An 18,529-nucleotide genomic window follows, 5' to 3' on the forward strand; every position below is an offset into this window, starting at 1 on the left:
AAAAAACAAACAAAATGACAACACTGGAATTTAAAATCGAGATTAATGCTCCAAAAGAAAAAGTTTGGGACGTTTTATGGAATGAAGAAACATACAAACAATGGACCTCCGTTTTTTGTGAAGGGTCTTATGCAGAAAGCGATTGGAAAGAAGGTAGCAAAATTCGTTTTTTATCTCCAAACGGAGATGGAATGAACAGCATTATTTACAAGAAAATTGATAATGAATACATGGCTTTTAAACATTTGAGCGAAATCAAAAAATTTCAGGAAATACCTGTTGATGATGCGGCTCAAGAATGGACTGGCGCTATGGAAATGTACCGTTTGACCGAAGACAAAGGAATTACTGTTTTAGAAGCTAAAATGGATGCAGTCGAAAAGTATATCGATTATTTTAAAACGACATGGCCAAAAGCGCTAGATTTGGTAAAGAAAATTTCAGAAGAAAATAATATATTAATTTAAAAATTACAATCATGGCAGCAATTAATCCGTACTTAGTTTTTAATGGAAACTGCGAAGAAGTATTTCTATTTTATAAATCAGTATTTGGCGGGGAATTCCCTTATATTGGAAAATTTAAAGACATGCCACCGGCAGAAGGCAATCCTGTACTTTCTGAAGCGGAAGGCAATAAAATTATGCATGTTACTTTGCCTATCGGTGACGGGACAATCCTGATGGGAAGCGACAGTAATTCGGCAGGTGGCGAAGTTGCTTTTGGACAAAACATTTCACTTTCAATCAATGCTACTAGTAAAGAAGAGGCTGATAAATTGTTTAACGGACTTTCGGCAGGAGGAACGGTTACCATGCCAATGAATCAAACCTTTTGGGGTGCTTATTTCGGAATGTTTATAGATAAATTTGGAATCAACTGGATGGTAAATTTTGATGAAAATGAAAAATAATAAGCATTAACACAAACTCTCGGTTGCTAGTGGATTGCATTTTTCTCATAAATATAAACCTGTTCATTCATTTGAACAGGTTTTTTTACGGGTAATTTACACTATTTGTTATTGTTTGAAAAAAGGAACAATATTTTTTTTTATCAACGCCAGATTGCCGATTTTTGTCCATTCTAAATCAAATATATATAAAATGCAAATAGCAGATGTAGAGGTTATTTTATTAAAAGTTTCTGGTCAGGACAAACCTGGTGTTACTGCTGGTTTGACATCCATCTTAGCGAATTATGATGCCATCATTTTAGATATTGGGCAGGCAGATATTCATGACACGCTCTCTTTAGGTATTTTATTTGAAATAAAAGCAGGCTCTTCTTCGGGGCCAGTTTTGAAAGATTTGTTGTTTAAGGCGTATGAATTAGGTGTTAAAGTTAAATTTATTCCGATTTCGATTGCGGATTACGAAATATGGGTAAAAGGACAACGCAAACAACGCTATACCATTAATGTTTTGGGTGAGACATTAACGGCGGTACAATTGGCTGCTGTGACTAGGATTCTATCCAACCAAAATTTAAATATTGACGCTATCAAAAGATTAACCGGTAGGGTTTCTATTATTGATAAGGAAGAGTTTCCTCGTTCTTGTATCCAATTATCGGTAACGGGAACGATTGTCGATAAAACATTTATGACGGCCAGTTTTATGGAAATCTCCAGAACTTTGGATGTGGATATTTCTTTTCAAGAAGACAATATGTATCGAAGAAACAGACGCTTGGTGTGTTTTGATATGGATTCCACCTTGATTCAAACCGAAGTGATTGATGAATTGGCTGATTTAGCCGGTGTTGGTGAGCAAGTTCGAGCCATCACGGAAGCTGCAATGAATGGTGAAATTGATTTTAGCGAAAGCTTCAAGCAACGCATGGCTTTGTTAGAAGGTTTGAGTGAGGATGTGCTGCAAAATGTTGCTGAAAATCTGCCTATAACGAAAGGAGCGCATCGCTTGATGAAGGCTTTGAAATATTACGGTTATAAAACTGCTATTTTATCCGGAGGATTTACTTTTTTTGGGAAATACCTTCAAAAGGAATTAGGCATTGATTATGTTCATGCCAATGAATTGGAAATCAAAGACGGAAAACTGACGGGAAATTATCTCGGCGAAATTGTCGATGGTAAAAAGAAAGCAGAATACCTTCAAGCCATTGCTGATAAGGAAGGCATTCACATCAATCAAACTATTGCGGTCGGTGATGGTGCCAATGATTTGCCAATGTTGAATTTAGCAGGTTTAGGTATTGCTTTTCATGCCAAACCTACGGTAAAAGAAAAAGCAGAAAGTTCTATTTCAAGTTTAGGCCTCGATGGTGTTTTATACCTTTTAGGCTACCACGACAGACATATTGATATGATGGAGGAGGAGTAAAAAGAGTGTAATAATCATAAAAAGGGGCTGTTTAAAAAAGTGATTTTTGGACAGCCTCTTTATGCTTTAATGGTAACCATTTTTTCAGGTTTTTCTTGTGTTTGCTTTTCGGGAGAGATACAAATTCCTCTGGCGCCACAACTCATTCTATGCGGTCCGCAGGAACTCAATAAAAAAAGTGTAATCAAGATGTAGAAGGTGTTTTTCATCTTTTTTAATTTTTATACGGTTTGAAACTGCATGCTTTTCAGTTGTTCCAGATAATCCCTTTGGTTAGAAAGCCTTGGGATTTTGTGTTGCCCGCCCAATTTGTCCCTATCTTTTAACCAATCGTAAAACAAATTTTTTCGAGCTATATTTATTATTAACGGATTTAATGTCATGTTGTTGTAGCGCTTCGCTTCATAATCGGAGTTCAAAGATTGTATGGCTTCATCTAATGCTTTCTGAAATTGCGATACATCAGTTGGAGGGTTTTTAAATTCAATCATCCATTCATGAGCGCCTTTTTCTTTACCTTCCATAAATATAGGGGCAACCGTGTAATCGACTACTTCCATTTGGGTCATTTTACACGCTTTGGCAATAGCCTGATCCGTATTTTCGACCATCAGTTCTTCTCCAAAAACATTAATGTGATGCTTGGTTCTTCCGGTAACCCGAATTCGGTATGGATTTAATGAGGTGAAACGAACGGTATCGCCAATCAAATAGCGCCACAAACCAGAATTGGTGGTAATCACCAAAGCATAATTTTTGAATAATTCCACATCTGCTAATCGAATTACTTTTTGTTCCGATGTCCCAAAAGTATCCATTGGAATAAATTCATAGAAAATTCCGTAATCCAACATCAATAATAAATCACTGGAATAATTTAAATCCTGAATGGCAAAAAAGCCCTCGGAAGCGTTGTATATTTCGTAATATTTGAACTCTTTTTTAGGGAGTATTTTTTTGTATTGGTCACGGTACGGTTCAAAATTTACGCCGCCATGAAAGTACACTTCTAAATTAGGCCAAAGTTCGAATAAATTTCCCTTTCCAGTTTCTTCCAGCATTTTGTTCATTAAAACCAACATCCAGGAAGGAACTCCAGCAAAACTGGTTACATTTTCGTTTTTCGTTTCGTTTATAATCGCAGCAATTTTAGTTTCCCATTCGCTCATAAGAGAAATTTTGTTGCTTGGCGTACTACTGAACTCCGCCCAAATGGGCATATTTTCGATTAATATTGCGGATAAATCCCCAAAGAACGTATTGTTGTCTTCATAGATTTGGGAACTTCCGCCAAGACGTAAACTTTTTCCAAGAAACAGTTCGGAATCTTCGTTGTTATTTAAATACAAACACAATAAATCCTTGGTTCCTTTATAATGACATCCTTCCAGGGCTTCGTTGCTTACCGGTATGAATTTGCTTTTGGCATTTGTGGTTCCGCTTGATTTTGCAAACCATTTTATGGGTGTTTCCCAAAAAACATTCTGCTCACATTTACGGGTTCTTTCAATCAATGGTTGTAATTCTTCGTAAGTAGAGATCGGAATTCTATCGGCAAAAGTAGCATAGGAATTAATTGAAGCATACTCATATTGTTTGCCTAAAACAGTGTTTTTTGATGATTGAATTAAATTCATGAGCAATTCTTCCTGAACTTCGTTTGGATATTTCAAGAAAAGTTCGATCTGATGGATTCTTTGTTTTAGAACCCAAGAGGCAAACGAATTGATTATGGTTAGAGGCATATAGATTTTAGATTGTTGATTAACGATTTCTAATTTCAGATTTTTTCCATGTGAAAAAGACTAAAATTTAAGATTTGAATATCAATTGACAAATACTAACTTTGTCAAAGTATCAAAAATAGTGTTTTTTTATAAAAAACAATTCTATATTTTGGTAAAGATTTAAACTCAGAAAAGGGATTCTAATAATTGAAATCCTAAAAACGAGCTGTTAAATCTAAGATCAGAAATCGTTAATCAACAATCTAAAATCATAATGACATACGAAGGTATACTTGTAAAAATGCAAACCGAATTTGGAAACCCAATTCAATATTATTTGGTTTTTGAGAATAGCTTTTTAAACGTGAATCAGTTACTGAATAAAAGTATAGCGATTAATTTTGTTGGGTATCAATGTTTGAATTGTGGGAAGAAGAAAAAAATATTCCGTCAGGGATTTTGTTATGATTGCTTCTATTCTAGTGCGGCTGTTGGAGATTGGATTATGAAACCGGAGTTGAGTACCGCTCATCTTGGAATTCAAGATAGAGATTTAGCGTATGAAGAGAAAGTGCAATTACAACCACACATCGTGTATTTGGCTTTGTCGAGCGAAGTAAAAGTAGGAGTAACCAGAAAGACCCAAATGCCAACACGATGGATTGATCAAGGTGCGACACAGGCCATTTCTATTGTGGAAGTGCCTAACCGATATTTGGCCGGAATTACTGAGGTGGCATTGAAAAATCATTATGCCGATAAAACCAATTGGAGAAAAATGTTGACCAACAATGTCGAGCAAATTGACTTGGTTGCAGAACGATTGAAAGTAGAGAATCTTATTCCTACAGAAGTTCAGGAACATTTCTATTCGCAAAAAAATGATTTGTATGAGATGCATTATCCTGTATTGCAGTATCCAAGTAAAGTAAACAGTTTAAGCTTAGATAAAACCCCTCACTTTCAGGGGAAACTTACCGGAATAAAAGGGCAATATTTACTTTTTGAAGACGGAACAGTTTTTAACGTCCGCGGTTCAGAAGGATATGTGGTACGGATTAATGTATAAAATATACAAAAAAGCAGGAATCTCATCAAATAGAGATTCCTGCTTTTTAGAATTTAGAAAATCTACCGTTTTTCTAATGCCTTTTTTGGAGTTTTTTTAACCATTAAGAAATTAAGTTTCGTTAAGCTGTAGGGCTTAATTTTTCTTAATTTCTTAATGGTTTAATCATAAATACAAGTTATTTTCTTTTTTGTGAAGCCGGTATTTTTATTCAAATTATTCTTGTTGCACTTTAGGCTCTTCTACTTTTTTCTTTTTATTAAACAATCCATTTAGTAATTCTGTAGCCTTAGCTTTTACCTCTTCTTTAGTTGCCGGAGTAGCCGCTTTTGCGGTATCACTTGGTTTCTTGTTTTTATTGATATAATCCGTCAAAGCCGACGTTCCTTGTTTTACTAGTCTGTCTTTTTGCTGGTTTACTAATTGAGTAGTCAATTTTGTTACCGCAGTATTAATGTCGGTTGTGATTTTTGGATTTGTAAAATTACCCACTAATACTGCATTTATCGGAAAGCTTTCTAATTTTGCCGCGTCGGCAGCAGATAACTTTGCAATTAAAGCATTCGCTTCTGAACCCAGATATTTAGCGGGAACATCAAATTTTAAATTGTAATTCATGCTTTGGTCAAAACCATGTGTCCCTCCAATAGTTGCTTTGATGTCTTTGTACTTGATATCAAATGGTTTTACATTTACTTTCCCATCTTTGAAGGTAACCGCTGCTTTCAAATCATTCAAATTGATTTTACTCACATCAATAAATTTCAAATTAGCACCTAAAGCCGTCAGTAAAGTCGAATTAGTTGCGTTTACTGTCGTAGAAAGCAATTGTCCTAATAAATCTCCAGTAAGCGTTTTCAAGTCAGGAGTCAGTGCTGTTGCATCAAGATTCCCGTTCAATTTGATGGTTGAATTTAATTTTCCGTTGATAATCCCGGCAATTGGAGCTATTTTTTTCAACATATCCAGTTGGGAAAAGGACTGTGCAATATCGACTTGATTTAATTTTAAATCCATATTGAAGACTGGCGTTTTTCCTTTTGTGGAAACAGCTCCATTCACGCCAATTGTTCCGCCAAAAATCGAGGTTTTTACATTCTCTAAAGTGACTTTTTCGTCTTTGACGATTAGTTTTCCCGAAACATCTTTCAGAGTCAAATTATCGTATAAAACCGTAGTCGCTTTTGCGGTAAGCGTACAATTTAAGAAAGCAGGAATCTTCATTGCGTCTGCTTTTTTAGTTGTCGTTTTAGTGGTTTCACCGGTTGTCATAAAATCATCGACGGCTAATTGTTTAGAATTCATGTTGAAATTTCCTTTCAATTCTTGGTTTCTAAATATAAAACCGTAAAAATTCTCTAAAACGCCCGTTACACTAATATCGCTTTTTCCTGTAGTTGCGTTCAGTTCTTTCAAATTGACCTGACTGGGATTAAATTGAACCAAAGCATTGCTGATGTTCATTGTTTTACCGTTTTCATCCACATAGTTGAAACCGGACAAACTCATGGTTCCTGCATTGTTGATATTTTGGTATTGACTTTTTTCCACCGATTCCATGTCGAATTTTGTAGTCACATCGGCCTTTAAAATCCCTGACAATGGCTTGTCTAGTTTTATAGGATACGCTTTGGAAAGGTTGGCTAAATTGATAGTTCCTTTTAAAGCGGCATCAACGATCGCATTTTGTGTTATGTTTCGAATGTAGGCTTTGGCATTAAAAGCATCTTGGTCAATTTTGAAAGAGAGCTTATTCAGATTGACATAAGTGTCATTCAGAATACCTGTTTCGTTGATGATTTTAGTGTCAATAACGATATTTTGAACTGTTTTTGGTAAATTAGGATATTTAAACGACGCATTGTTCGAGGCAATTTCAATATTGAATTTTGGCACTGTTGTGTCAGAATATAAGCCTTTTGCAAAACCCGCTACAGTAAAATCTCCGGTTGTTTTCACGTTATCCAAACTCGATGCATATGCGGCAGGGATAATTTCCAAGAAATTTTTAAAGGATGAAGTTGGTGTTTTAAATTTCAAATCATATTGTTGACCCACTTCCACCATTTGAATAAATCCATCAAATTCCAGCGGTAACTGATTAATTAACGCTTTATTTTCTTTGAAGGTGTATTGGCGCTTTTCTAAATCGATTCCCAAAACTGCGTCCAGAGTCAAGGCAACATTTTTCATGTAATTGACTTTGTCCAGATCCAGCGATACTTTTGCTGTTGACTTGGTCACCAAATCTAATTTTTGAGTTGCAAAATCTCCGGTTCCTTCGTGGTTTAAACTGTCAATTGTCATTTTTATTTTTGAACTTTCGTCAAAATAGCGGAACTTGAAATTCTCAATTTTATACTCTTGAATTTTTAAGGATAACGGGCTGCTTTTTCCATCGTCTTTGGTTTTTTCCTCCTTCAAAGCTATGTCGTAATTCCCGATTCCGTCTTTATTAAAAATGATATTGATTAATCCGTTTTTCGAAGTGATCCCATCAATAGCTATCGCTTCGTTTTTACCTTTAAAAAGTTCCTTGATTGACATTTTTAAATTTATTTCGTCTAGTGAAATCAATGTGTCACCTTCAAAAGGAGCTTTGTTTATAATGACTAACTTTTCCAACGTAACATTCGCATTTGGGAAATTTTTGAACAAGCTTAAGTCCGCTTCTGCAAAAGAGACTCTGGCATCTACTTTGGCATTGATAGCTTCAGAAATTTTCGCATTTATTTGGTCCTTAAAAAGATAAGGTGCGGCAAATAAAGTCACGACCAGTAGGATAATCAGAATTCCAATAATTTTTAAAATTTTCTTTATCATAATTTAATTTCTTTAAATTCTATAAACGAAGCAAAAATAATGCCTTCTATTCTTCCGTAAAAATAGTATTTTTAGGATAGAGTAATTTTTTTGGTGTTTTTTATAAACAATAAATTAACTTTAAAGTAAAAAAAAATCCGTTCAAATGATTATTTAAACGGATTTTCATCAGGTATTTTTAAAAATTAATTGATATTAATTTCAAACGGCATGATGGCTTGAATTCCTTTTCGTGCTTGCAGTTTTTTTATTTCCTGCATAATACGATAATTTTCTTCCCCAATTTCTTCTTTTATGAAATCAGCTTTCGATTTTGCAAAAGGAAGATTAGCTAACAGATCATCAAAATTCTTTTCATATTCTGGATAATTTTGAGTGTTGTAACTTTTTATTTTTGCCAAAGAAGCTGCTTTTGCAATCGCATCATCTAAACCTCCAATTTTATCTACAAGTCCAATTTTTAATGCTTCTGAACCGGTCCAAACTCTTCCTTGTGCAATGGCATCTACTTGTGCAAATGTCATTTTTCGACCTTGTGCTACGTGTGTAACAAAAGTTTTGTAAATGTGTTCCACTCCTTCTAATGTAACTGCTTTGAAATTTTCATCAATTGGAACAAAAGGACTATAGTTTGCTGAGTTTTGATGCGTTTTAACTTGTTCGGTATGGATTCCAATTTTAGTGGCTAATGGAGTGAAGTTTGGTAATATCCCAAAAACACCAATAGAACCAGTGATTGTGTTCTCTTCAGCAAAAATGGTGTTGGCATTACAAGCAATATAATACCCGCCTGAAGCAGCATAATTTCCCATAGAAACCACTATGGGTTTTACTTTTTTAGTCAGTTCAATCTCTCTCCAGATCAAATCGGAGGTCAAAGCGCTTCCGCCAGGACTGTCAATACGAAGTACAATAGCTTTGACATTTTTGTTTTTTCGGGCCTCTTGTAACGAGCGGCGCATAGATCCTTCGCCAATAACATTTACATCGCCTTCACCACTCAGAATTTCACCTTGGGCATAAATTATGGCGATTTCGTCTTTACTGTCAAAAGTTTGGGATGTGGTAGCAACTTTTTGAGCATAATCTACAACAGAAACTTTATTGTATTCTTCATCACTGGCTACTTTAAGTGCTTTTCGGATGGCGTTGTGATACACATCTTCATAGGCAATAATGTCAATTAATTTTTGTGATTTAGCCATTTCTGGAGTTCGAGCAAGAAGTCCATTGGCAATTTCGTTCAATTTCGTTACAGGAATATTTCGGCTTTTAGAAATGTCAGCAGTAATAGAATTCCAAACTGAATTTAATAATGCAGTAGTTTGTTCTCTGTTGGCATCACTCATTTTATTTTCTAAAAACGGCTCAACAGCACTTTTGTATTTTCCGTGACGGATGACTTCCATTTTCAACCCTGATTTTTCCTGAAAATCTTTAAAGAACATAATTTCAGCAGAAAGACCTTTAAAATCCATATCTCCAACTGGATTTATGTAAATTGGACTGGCAACAGAATTTAGATAATATTCTTTCTGAGAATACGAATTGGCATAAGCCATGACAAATTTTCCTGATTTTTTAAAGCTTTCCAAAGCATCTCTCAAAGCTTTACTTTGTGCCATTCCCAGTGAGGAATCGTTGTTTAGTATAGAAATACCTTTAATGTCGGCATCCGTTTTTGCTTCTTCAATGGCGTTGATAATGTCTGACAAACCTACTTTTTTGTTTTCTGAAAAAATCGTTACCCAAGGATCTTTATATTTTCCGGCATAATCGTTTCGTATGTCTTCTAAATTCAATTCAATAACAGAATTGTTTTTCACCGTAACGCCTTCAGATTCACCACCAAAAATGGCTCCGATAAGGATGATTCCAAAAAAGAACAACATAAAAAAAACAAAAACACCTATAATGGTCGCCAATACATTTCCTAAAAATCTCATAATTATATTTTTTAATATGTCGCAAAAAACGTAGAAATGTTACAAACAATTGGTTAGAATTTGCAAGTTTAATTATCAACACAGGATACAAATATATTGCTAATTCTAAAATTCTTTTAGTTAATTTGCACCTAATTATGAAATCACAACATCAGGTCATTTTATCTATAGGCAGTAATCAAGGCAATCGTTTGGAAAACATCGAGCGTTGCTTGGAGTTGATACATCAAGAAATTGGTACCGTAATCAAAGTTTCCAGATTATATGAAACACCAGCCTGGGGTTTTGAAAGTGATGCTTTTTATAATTGTGCATTAATTTTACACACTTTTTCCTCTGCACATAAAATTCTGACTCAGGTTTTAAAAATTGAAAAACGATTGGGTCGTTTGCGAAACAAAACTCAAGAATACCAATCTCGTACGATTGATATTGACTTGATTGCTTTCGATTCAGAAATTATCACTACCGAAAAACTGCAGATTCCACATCCTTTGCTGCAAAATAGGAATTTTGTTTTGTTGCCCATTCAGGATTTGAATTTAGATTGGAAACATCCCATTCTTCAAAAAAATATTTCGGAGTTAGTGGCATTATCACCTGACGAAAGTGTTTGTACAGTGGTTCAGGATTTGGTAAATCCTTTACAGAATATTTCATTAGAACAATTTAATTATGTTGCTTTTGAAGGGAATATCGGAGCGGGAAAAACAACTTTAGCCACGAAAATTTCTGAGGATTTTAATGCAAAAACAGTATTGGAACGTTTTGCTGATAATCCTTTTTTACCCAAATTTTATAAAGATCAAAATCGATATGCGTTTCCGCTGGAAATGTCGTTTCTGGCTGATAGATACCAACAATTATCAGATGATTTAGCGCAGTTTGATTTGTTTAAAGACTTTCTGGTTGCTGATTATCATATTTTTAAATCTTTGATTTTTGCCAAAATAACACTAGCCGAAGATGAGTATCGTTTGTATCGCAATCTCTTTGATATCATTTACAGAGAAATGCCAAAACCGGATTTGTACATTTATTTGTATCAAAATTCAGAGAGGCTGTTGCAAAATATTAAAAAGCGTGGCAGAAGCTACGAACAAAAAATCCCGGCTGAATATTTAGATAAAATCAATAGCGGTTATCTGGATTATATTAAATCACAAACCGATTTGAATGTTCTCATTATTGATGTTTCGGATAAGGATTTTGTAAAAAATCAAGAAGATTATCTCTATATTTTGGAGGAGATACAAAAGAAGATTAATCAATAATTAGGCTGCTGTTTTAAATTTTCAGGTTAGTGTTCGTTATCTTTTTAGAGAAAAATGCCCTTTTATTACGGGTCTTATATTGTCAATTTTCAAGACATACCAATAATCAGAAGCAGGCATCAGATTTTTATTAAATGTTCCATCCCATGATTGGTTGGTTGCGTTTAGTTTGGTAATCAGTTTTCCATACCGATCAAAAATGGTTACTTCGGCTCCAGGATAATTAATTAATCCTTTTATTTCCCATAAATCATTCTGTGAATCGTTGTTTGGAGTAAAGAATTTTGGAGCAATCAAAATTACAAATGTTTCACTGTCTGCCCCGCACGAATTTATTTCTCTTACATACGCGTTTTGCAAACCGCTGGGTACATTGAAAAACACGTTCGAACTTTGATAGTTGATTCCGTCAACAGAATATTCAAAATAGTCCTCTGATTTTAATAAATAAATCACGACCGTAGTTCCGTTTACATCAATGCGGTCTATTTCGGGAATACGATGTTCAATAACAGTAATTTTTTTCCTGCTGCTACAATTTTCAGGCGTGGGACTTGTTACATCAACGGTGTAAACACCAGCAGTAGCAACGGTAATTGTTGCAGTCGTTTCACCTGTTGACCACAGATACCTCATATTGGGAATTTGTGAATTAAGGGTAAGAGTGCTGGATTTGCATAATGTTAATTCCTGATCCGTAACAACTGGTGGGTTGTAAATAGTAACTTCAACCGAAACTCTGTTCCCATTACTGCATCCGTTATTGATGGCTTCTGCGTAATAGGTTGTATTTTGAGTAACATTGGCTATAGTCAGGCTTGTTCCAGTTCCTATGATAGTGCTTCCGGTTAGAGTTGAATACCAGTTTATATTGCCAGTTGAAGCTGTTGCTTCTAGTGTTATGGTTCCTGTTCCACATCTGGAAACAGGAGAATTGGTACCTGTAATAGTAGGGAATGTATGTATAGTGGCTGTAACTGCTGTTCTCGACGTTGCGCATCCGGCATCCACATAATAAGTTGTTGTGGCTGTTAAAAATGGTGTTGTATAAGTGTTGCCTGTTGCTAATAGAGTTCCTCCACTGTTGGCATCATACCAGTTTACGGTTCCGTTAGAAGCAGTTGCTTGAAGTGTAACTGTGCCTGAATCACATCTTGAAGCAGGAGTAGTTCCTGTAATCTGTAATATTGTTATGGTGGTGCTGGTTGCAATTTGAAGATTTTCAATATCATTTGTGACCATTCCCCCATATTCTACAATATATCCTTTGGGTTGGTAATTTCCGGTTGGATCGCCATTTAATTGTAAATCATTCCATGATCCCGGTGTTCCAATGCCTGGTGCAGTTACGTGCGTATAGTGTTCTATGCCATTACTATTGTTTGGTTCGTTTGAATTCCAAAAGGCAAAATTCGGGCTAGAACCATTTATGCCTCCATTCCAAAAAACAATGCCGTTTTCTGGACCAGTTACCCATTTCCAAACACCTTCTGTTTCGGCATCACTACCGCCAATCCATCCGGCACCTGCAGCTTGTTCTCCAGATATTTTTGCTTCATCAGCTGCGGTGATTGTAGCTAAGTAGCCTTGTAATCCATAATAAGTGCTTATTTCAGCTGCTGCTTTAGCTGCTGTCCAATTAATTCCGAGGTTTGGAACATATTGATAATAATGCCCATTTCGGGGTAAATAATTTGCTTGACCTATTGTGATTGAGAAATTTCGAATCCCTGACGGAGAAGCGGATGAATTGCTAAATTCAACTTCTTTTATCGCTTTTACAAAGTCGCTGTATAAAACATCTGCTCCGGTTGGGCTGGATAATTTTAATTTTCCTGAGGGAGCATCCCAACTAGAAATAATTGTTGGGTGTAATGTAGGATTGGCTAATTGGATTAAGTCCTGCCCGTTTACATAACCCGAAGAAATCTGAATGTAAATAGCTTCGGTGCCTGTATCTGTAATGTCAGCGTTAGTTATGCTTACATCGGTTACAATTTTCAATGTAGTTCCGGGGCAGTAGCTTTGATTCCCTGTTGCTATAATTCGTGGAGCATTATCTGTAATTGACAATGTATTTGTAATAAAAATATGAGATGATGGATTTATCGAATATTTTGAAATTTCAGCAGTGCTTTTCTTTGTCGAATAAAAGGATGTCGCGAAACATTTTACCATTGGAACAAACAGTAAAAAAGCTATAGATAGTTTCAAAAAGTTATAAATTCCCATTCGATAAAAGTATTGTTTTTCTTGTTTGAAAAAACATTAATTTATGTAGGCCAATTCATTTTTTGAAATAAATCCCAAACTACAATCCCTGCGCTAACGGATATATTCAAAGAATGTTTGGTGCCTAATTGTGGGATTTCAATACAGCCATCGCACAGTGCAACTGCTTCTTGAGAAACGCCATGTACTTCGTTCCCAAAAACTAAAGCGTATTTCTCTCCCTTTTTAACTTCAAAATTTTGAAGAAAAACGGCACTTTCCACCTGTTCTATGGCAAGTGTTATTACGTTTTCTACTTTTAATTTTTCGATAACTTCAAGAACATTTTCCAGATGTTCCCAAGTTACTGTTTCAGTTGCGCCAAGTGCAGTTTTGTGAATTTCTTTGTTAGGAGGAGTGGCAGTAATACCACATAAATATATTTTTTCAAGTAGAAACGCATCGGCAGTTCTAAATACGGAGCCAATATTATGCAAACTACGGATATCATCCAGTACTAAAATCAGCGGTGTTTTTTCAGATTGTTTAAATGCTTCAATAGATTTTCGATCCAGTTCGCTGTTTTCTAGCTTTCTCATATTTTATAAATTATTCAAAAAAAAAGCTTCCGAAGTTAATGGAAGCTTTTTTGTGTATTTGGTTAAAATTTAGCTTTTTGAAGATTCAGCGGCTAAAACATTTCCTTTTATTGTAAGTGTTTTGGTAGGAACAACAGCATTAGTTGTCAATGTTACTGTTTTAGTAAAAGCCTGACCACCTCTTGAAGTGTCATATTTTACTCCAATAACTCCTTTTGCTCCCGGAGCAATTGGTTCTTTAGGATAAGTAGGAACTGTGCAACCACAAGATCCTTGGGCATTAGTAATGATTAAAGGTTTGTTACCGTTATTTGTAAAAACAAATTCGCGTTTACCGTCAGAGTTATAGGCAACAGTACCGTAGTCGATAGTTTCACTTACGAAAACCATTCCTGCTCCATTCACTTTTGCAGCAGCAATTTTAGCAGTAGTTGCTTTCAATTTTTTTGAGGTTTCTTGTGCAGTAGAAGTAGCAACTCCTAAAACAACTAGCATAGCTAGGGTAATTATTTTTTTCATATCTCTTTCAATTTAAATGTATTTACAAATTTAAATAAAAAATAGAAATTAAGACTTAAATCTTTCTTAAAATAGTTTAATTTTTTGAACTCCTTATTTATTCGTTTTAAAATCTATAAATTCGCTGATATTTTTTTCATTTTAAACACAAATACAATTGGCATCTAAAGATAAAGTAGTTAAGGAAACTCCGTTAATGAAGCAGTACAATGAAATCAAAAGGAAATATCCGGATGCTTGTTTATTGTTTCGAGTTGGAGATTTTTATGAGACGTTTGGAGAAGATGCTGTCCGTGCTTCGAAAATTCTCGGAATAACATTGACCAAAAGAGGGGCAGGTTCAGAGACGGAGACTGCATTGGCAGGCTTTCCGCACCATTCTATAAATACATATTTGCCAAAGCTTGTTAAAGCGGGACTTCGGGTTGCTATTTGCGACCAGCTAGAAGATCCTAAAATGACCAAAACCATAGTGAAACGAGGTGTTACAGAGCTTGTGACTCCCGGTGTTTCTATGAATGATGAGGTTTTGCAATCTAAAACCAATAACTTTTTAGCTTCTATTTTCTTTGCCAATAAGTCAATAGGGATTTCATTTTTGGATGTTTCTACGGGAGAGTTCCTCACAGCGCAAGGTAATGCAGAATATATTGATAAATTGTTGCAGAATTTCAATCCCAGTGAAGTTTTAATTCCCAAAAACAATAAAAATGAGTTTCGAGAAATTTTCGGGGATGACTACCATAGTTTTTACTTAGAAGACTGGATTTATAAAGAAGATTACGCATTCGAAACCTTAACCAAGCATTTTCAAACTGTTTCTTTGAAAGGATTTGGAATCGAAGAATTGAAAGAAGGAGTTATCGCTTCGGGAGCCATTTTGTATTATTTGTCCGAAACGCAGCATAACAGAGTACAGCACATAACGGCTATTCAGCGTATCGCCGAAGATGCGTATGTCTGGATGGATAGATTTACCATTCGCAATCTAGAATTGTACCATAGTTATAATCCGAATGCGGTGACGCTTCTCGATGTGATAGATAAAACGCTTTCGCCAATGGGAGGCCGCTTATTAAAAAGATGGTTGGCGCTTCCTTTGAAAGATAGTGTTAAGATTCAAAGCCGTCATCAAGTGGTTTCTTATTTGAAAGAAAACCAAGAGGTTTTGAAAAATATTCAAAATCAAATCAAACAAATCTCAGATTTAGAGCGATTGATTTCGAAAATTGCTGCCGGAAAAGTATCGCCTCGCGAAGTAGTTTATTTGAAAGAATCACTGGACGCTATTATTCCAATAAAAAACTTGGCTTTAGAGAGTCCGCAAGAGGCAGTAAAAGTAATCGGTGATAGTTTGCACAGTTGTGAATTGTTGCGCGAAAAAATCAAAACCGTATTGAATCAAGATGCTCCTGTGGCTGTTGCCAAAGGAAATGCTATTGCTAAAGGCATCAATGCTGAATTAGATGATTTACGGGCGATATCAACTTCCGGGAAAGAATTCTTGGAAGGAATAGAAAAACGAGAGTCGCAATTGACGGGAATTTCCTCGTTGAAAATTTCCTTTAATAATGTTTTTGGGTATTATATCGAAGTTAGAAATTTGCATAAAGATAAAGTTCCCGCGGAATGGATTCGGAAACAAACTTTGGTCAATGCAGAGCGTTATATTACAGAGGAATTAAAAGAATACGAAACCAAAATCCTTGGTGCTGAAGAAAAAATTCATAAAATAGAAGCAGAGCTATTTGAACAATTGGTCAGTTGGATTGCCACGTATATCAAACCGGTTCAAATGAATGCGAATCTAGTGGCACAATTGGATTGTTTGTGTTCGTTCACGCAATTGGCTATCGAAAATAAATATGTTTGTCCTGAACTCGATGAAACTTTCGAACTGGAAATCAAAAACGGAAGACATCCTGTTATCGAAAAACAACTGCCTGTTGGAATGCCTTATATTGCTAATGATGTTTTTTTGGATAGAGAAACGCAGCAATTGATTATGATTACTGGTCCGAATATGTCTGGAAAATCGGCTATTTTGCGTCAAACGGCTTTAATCGTACTCTTGTGTCAAATGGGAAGTTTTGTCCCTGCAGACAGCGTAAGAATGGGGATTGTAGATAAAATATTCACTAGAGTAGGAGCAAGTGACAATATTTCGATGGGAGAATCTACTTTTATGGTCGAAATGAATGAAACGGCTTCCATCTTGAACAATATTTCCGATAGAAGTTTGGTGCTGTTGGATGAAATTGGAAGGGGAACGAGTACTTATGACGGAATTTCTATTGCTTGGGCAATTGCAGAGTTCTTACACGAACATCCTTCAAAGCCTAAAACATTGTTTGCAACGCATTATCACGAGTTGAACGAAATGAGTGAATCGCTGCCGAGAATTCAGAATTATAATGTGGCTGTCAAAGAATTGAAAGATACCGTGCTTTTTATTCGAAAATTAGTCAAAGGAGGAAGTGCGCATAGTTTTGGAATACATGTGGCAAAAATGGCCGGAATGCCTCAAATCGTAATTTTGAAAGCACAGAAGCTTTTAAAGAAATTAGAAAAGAATCATTCGAGCGATGCGTTGAACGGAATTAAAGCCGCAAAAGACGAAATGCAAATGAGCTTCTTTAATCTGGACGATCCTTTGTTGGAGGAAATCAAAGAAGAGATCATAAGTTTAGATATAAATACCATTACGCCTATGGAAGCGTTGATGAAATTGAATGAAATTAAAAGAATGTTGACCCGAAAATAATTTATTTTGGTTTAAAGTTTACGTTATCAGAAAGTTATCTTTTATCTGTGATTTTTTTATAAAAAAGGCTTGTATAATTCAATAAATGTGCTAAATTTGCATCCGCAATACAGAACTAGTATTGCGGTTCTTTATAAGAATTGAAAATGCGAAAATAGCTCAGTTGGTAGAGCGCGACCTTGCCAAGGTCGAGGTCGCGGGTTCGAGCCCCGTTTTTCGCTCCAACACCACATAATGCTCGGATGGTGAAATTGGTAGACACGCTGGACTTAAAATCCAGTGAACAGCAATGTTCGTGCGGGTTCAAGTCCCGCTCTGAGTACTAAAGCCTCTTCAATTGAAGAGGCTTTTTTTTGTTTACAAGAATTTGAAACAGTATTGAATTTAAAATCTGCAATCTAAAATCTAAAATTTCATGGGCGCTTTTGTAATTAGTAAAAGATTTAACGACGAATATAAATTTGTTTTTACTTCCAGAAAGGGGAAAGTTGTTTTTACGAGTTTAAGTTATGAGCTCAAGTTTGAGTGTGAAGACGATATTGAAAAGTTTAAAGCTACAATTGAAACCGCTGACTTTTTAAAATTTAAGTCTTCCGGTGGAAAATTCTATTTTAAATTAATGCTGGAAGGAAATCATTTTGCAACAAGTAGAAAATATACCACTTCGTTGCGTTTGCAAAAAGGAATCGATGAAATTGTACGGTATGGATCAAATTCAGAGGTGTTGGATTTTTCTGGAAATGATTTTATTTTTTCTGATTAAAGGGTTTTGAATTAATTTGTAAATAAAAAAGAGAGTCGTGAAATTTAAATTTCACGACTCTCTTTTTTATTGATACATCTCTTAATTAAAGAATTGGAAATGTTACAAATTAAAAAAGCCATCTCGCATAGCGGATGGCTTTAAAATTTTTAGAATTTGAGTTCTAATTATTTTTTTGCAGCTTCAGTAGCAGTAGCAGCAGCTTCAGTAGCAACAGCAGCAGCAGAATCAACAACAACAGCAGCAGAATCAACTACCATAGCAGCAGAATCAACAACAGCAGCAGCAGAATCAATTACAGCAGAAGCGTCCTCAGCAGGAGCGTCAGCTTTTTTACATGATACAACAGTCAAAACAGCAACAGCAGCTAAACTTAAAAATACTTTTTTCATCTTAATTTAATATAAAAGGTTAATTATTAATTCGTGGCAAAGATATAAATTTTTTAATATGTAAAATATTTTTTTATTTTTTTTTTAAAAAATAATA

General features: G+C 35.3%; 15 protein-coding genes and 2 tRNA genes. 9 read left to right on the top strand and 8 right to left on the bottom strand.

What is annotated here, in order from left to right:
• Positions 1 to 14 precede the first annotated feature (14 nt).
• The 3 genes from ACNQGD_RS01420 to serB all read left to right on the top strand — a co-directional run bounded on the left by ACNQGD_RS01420 (position 15) and on the right by serB (position 2,345).
• Entirely contained in the window at positions 15 to 467 is a 453-nt protein-coding gene (locus ACNQGD_RS01420; RefSeq protein ID WP_417998054.1) for an SRPBCC domain-containing protein, read from the top strand.
• Positions 468 to 478: 11 nt separating this feature from the next.
• Complete coding sequence (locus tag ACNQGD_RS01425) at positions 479 to 913, top strand: VOC family protein (RefSeq protein ID WP_417998055.1); 435 nt, start codon at positions 479 to 481, stop codon at positions 911 to 913.
• A 193-nt stretch (positions 914 to 1,106) separates the two neighbouring features.
• Positions 1,107 to 2,345, top strand: a complete 1,239-nt coding sequence (serB, locus tag ACNQGD_RS01430) for a phosphoserine phosphatase SerB (protein ID WP_417998056.1) — start codon at positions 1,107 to 1,109, stop codon at positions 2,343 to 2,345.
• Between the two features lie 59 nt (positions 2,346 to 2,404).
• On the opposite strand, the gene ACNQGD_RS01435 is transcribed toward serB, so the two are convergent.
• The gene (locus ACNQGD_RS01435; protein WP_417998057.1) at positions 2,405 to 2,554 is read right to left on the bottom strand and encodes a hypothetical protein; all 150 of its coding nucleotides are present in this window, start codon (positions 2,552 to 2,554) and stop codon (positions 2,405 to 2,407) included.
• A gap of 12 nt (positions 2,555 to 2,566) precedes the next feature.
• Positions 2,567 to 4,090 carry a GH3 auxin-responsive promoter family protein gene (locus ACNQGD_RS01440; protein WP_417998058.1) on the bottom strand — a complete coding sequence of 508 codons (1,524 nt, stop codon included), beginning with the start codon at positions 4,088 to 4,090 and terminating at the stop codon, positions 2,567 to 2,569.
• Between the two features lie 256 nt (positions 4,091 to 4,346).
• On the opposite strand from ACNQGD_RS01440, the gene ACNQGD_RS01445 reads away from it, so the two are divergent.
• Positions 4,347 to 5,141, top strand: coding sequence for a DUF2797 domain-containing protein (locus ACNQGD_RS01445; protein WP_417998059.1), 795 nt, complete (start codon positions 4,347 to 4,349; stop codon positions 5,139 to 5,141).
• A 216-nt stretch (positions 5,142 to 5,357) separates the two neighbouring features.
• On the opposite strand, the gene ACNQGD_RS01450 is transcribed toward ACNQGD_RS01445, so the two are convergent.
• Together ACNQGD_RS01450 and sppA are read right to left on the bottom strand one after the other, a co-directional pair.
• Complete coding sequence (locus ACNQGD_RS01450; protein WP_417998060.1) at positions 5,358 to 7,964, bottom strand: AsmA family protein; 2,607 nt, start codon at positions 7,962 to 7,964, stop codon at positions 5,358 to 5,360.
• A 185-nt stretch (positions 7,965 to 8,149) separates the two neighbouring features.
• Positions 8,150 to 9,910, bottom strand: coding sequence for a signal peptide peptidase SppA (gene sppA / locus ACNQGD_RS01455; protein WP_417998061.1), 1,761 nt, complete (start codon positions 9,908 to 9,910; stop codon positions 8,150 to 8,152).
• A gap of 137 nt (positions 9,911 to 10,047) precedes the next feature.
• Here sppA and folK point away from each other — a divergent pair, with 137 nt between their 5' ends.
• Positions 10,048 to 11,184, top strand: coding sequence for a 2-amino-4-hydroxy-6-hydroxymethyldihydropteridine diphosphokinase (folK, locus tag ACNQGD_RS01460; RefSeq protein ID WP_417995979.1), 1,137 nt, complete (start codon positions 10,048 to 10,050; stop codon positions 11,182 to 11,184).
• A 36-nt stretch (positions 11,185 to 11,220) separates the two neighbouring features.
• Here folK and ACNQGD_RS01465 read toward each other — a convergent pair whose 3' ends face one another.
• From ACNQGD_RS01465 to ACNQGD_RS01475, 3 genes are all read right to left on the bottom strand, one after another.
• Entirely contained in the window at positions 11,221 to 13,398 is a 2,178-nt protein-coding gene (locus tag ACNQGD_RS01465) for an Ig-like domain-containing protein (protein WP_417998062.1), read from the bottom strand.
• Positions 13,399 to 13,457: 59 nt separating this feature from the next.
• Positions 13,458 to 13,994 (bottom strand): RNA methyltransferase, encoded by a 537-nt coding sequence (locus ACNQGD_RS01470; RefSeq protein WP_417995981.1) that lies wholly within the window; start codon positions 13,992 to 13,994, stop codon positions 13,458 to 13,460.
• Positions 13,995 to 14,063: 69 nt separating this feature from the next.
• Positions 14,064 to 14,513, bottom strand: coding sequence for a DUF1573 domain-containing protein (locus ACNQGD_RS01475; RefSeq protein ID WP_417995982.1), 450 nt, complete (start codon positions 14,511 to 14,513; stop codon positions 14,064 to 14,066).
• A gap of 157 nt (positions 14,514 to 14,670) precedes the next feature.
• Between ACNQGD_RS01475 and mutS the strand changes: the two genes are divergently transcribed.
• The 4 genes from mutS to ACNQGD_RS01495 all read left to right on the top strand — a co-directional run bounded on the left by mutS (position 14,671) and on the right by ACNQGD_RS01495 (position 18,040).
• Complete coding sequence (gene mutS, locus ACNQGD_RS01480) at positions 14,671 to 17,277, top strand: DNA mismatch repair protein MutS (RefSeq protein ID WP_417995345.1); 2,607 nt, start codon at positions 14,671 to 14,673, stop codon at positions 17,275 to 17,277.
• 148 nt (positions 17,278 to 17,425) lie between these two features.
• Positions 17,426 to 17,501 (top strand) — tRNA-Gly (locus ACNQGD_RS01485).
• A gap of 12 nt (positions 17,502 to 17,513) precedes the next feature.
• A tRNA-Leu gene (locus ACNQGD_RS01490) sits at positions 17,514 to 17,599 on the top strand.
• A gap of 93 nt (positions 17,600 to 17,692) precedes the next feature.
• Entirely contained in the window at positions 17,693 to 18,040 is a 348-nt protein-coding gene (locus ACNQGD_RS01495; protein WP_417995275.1) for a DUF1508 domain-containing protein, read from the top strand.
• 167 nt (positions 18,041 to 18,207) lie between these two features.
• Here the strand turns inward: ACNQGD_RS01495 and ACNQGD_RS01500 are convergent, their stop codons facing one another.
• A complete protein-coding gene (locus ACNQGD_RS01500; RefSeq protein ID WP_417995276.1) occupies positions 18,208 to 18,432 on the bottom strand; it encodes a PG1828 family lipoprotein in 225 nt (74 codons plus the stop codon).
• Positions 18,433 to 18,529: the final 97 nt, after the last annotated feature.

The organism is Flavobacterium glucosi, from assembly GCF_048286535.1.
Taxonomy (GTDB): domain Bacteria; phylum Bacteroidota; class Bacteroidia; order Flavobacteriales; family Flavobacteriaceae; genus Flavobacterium.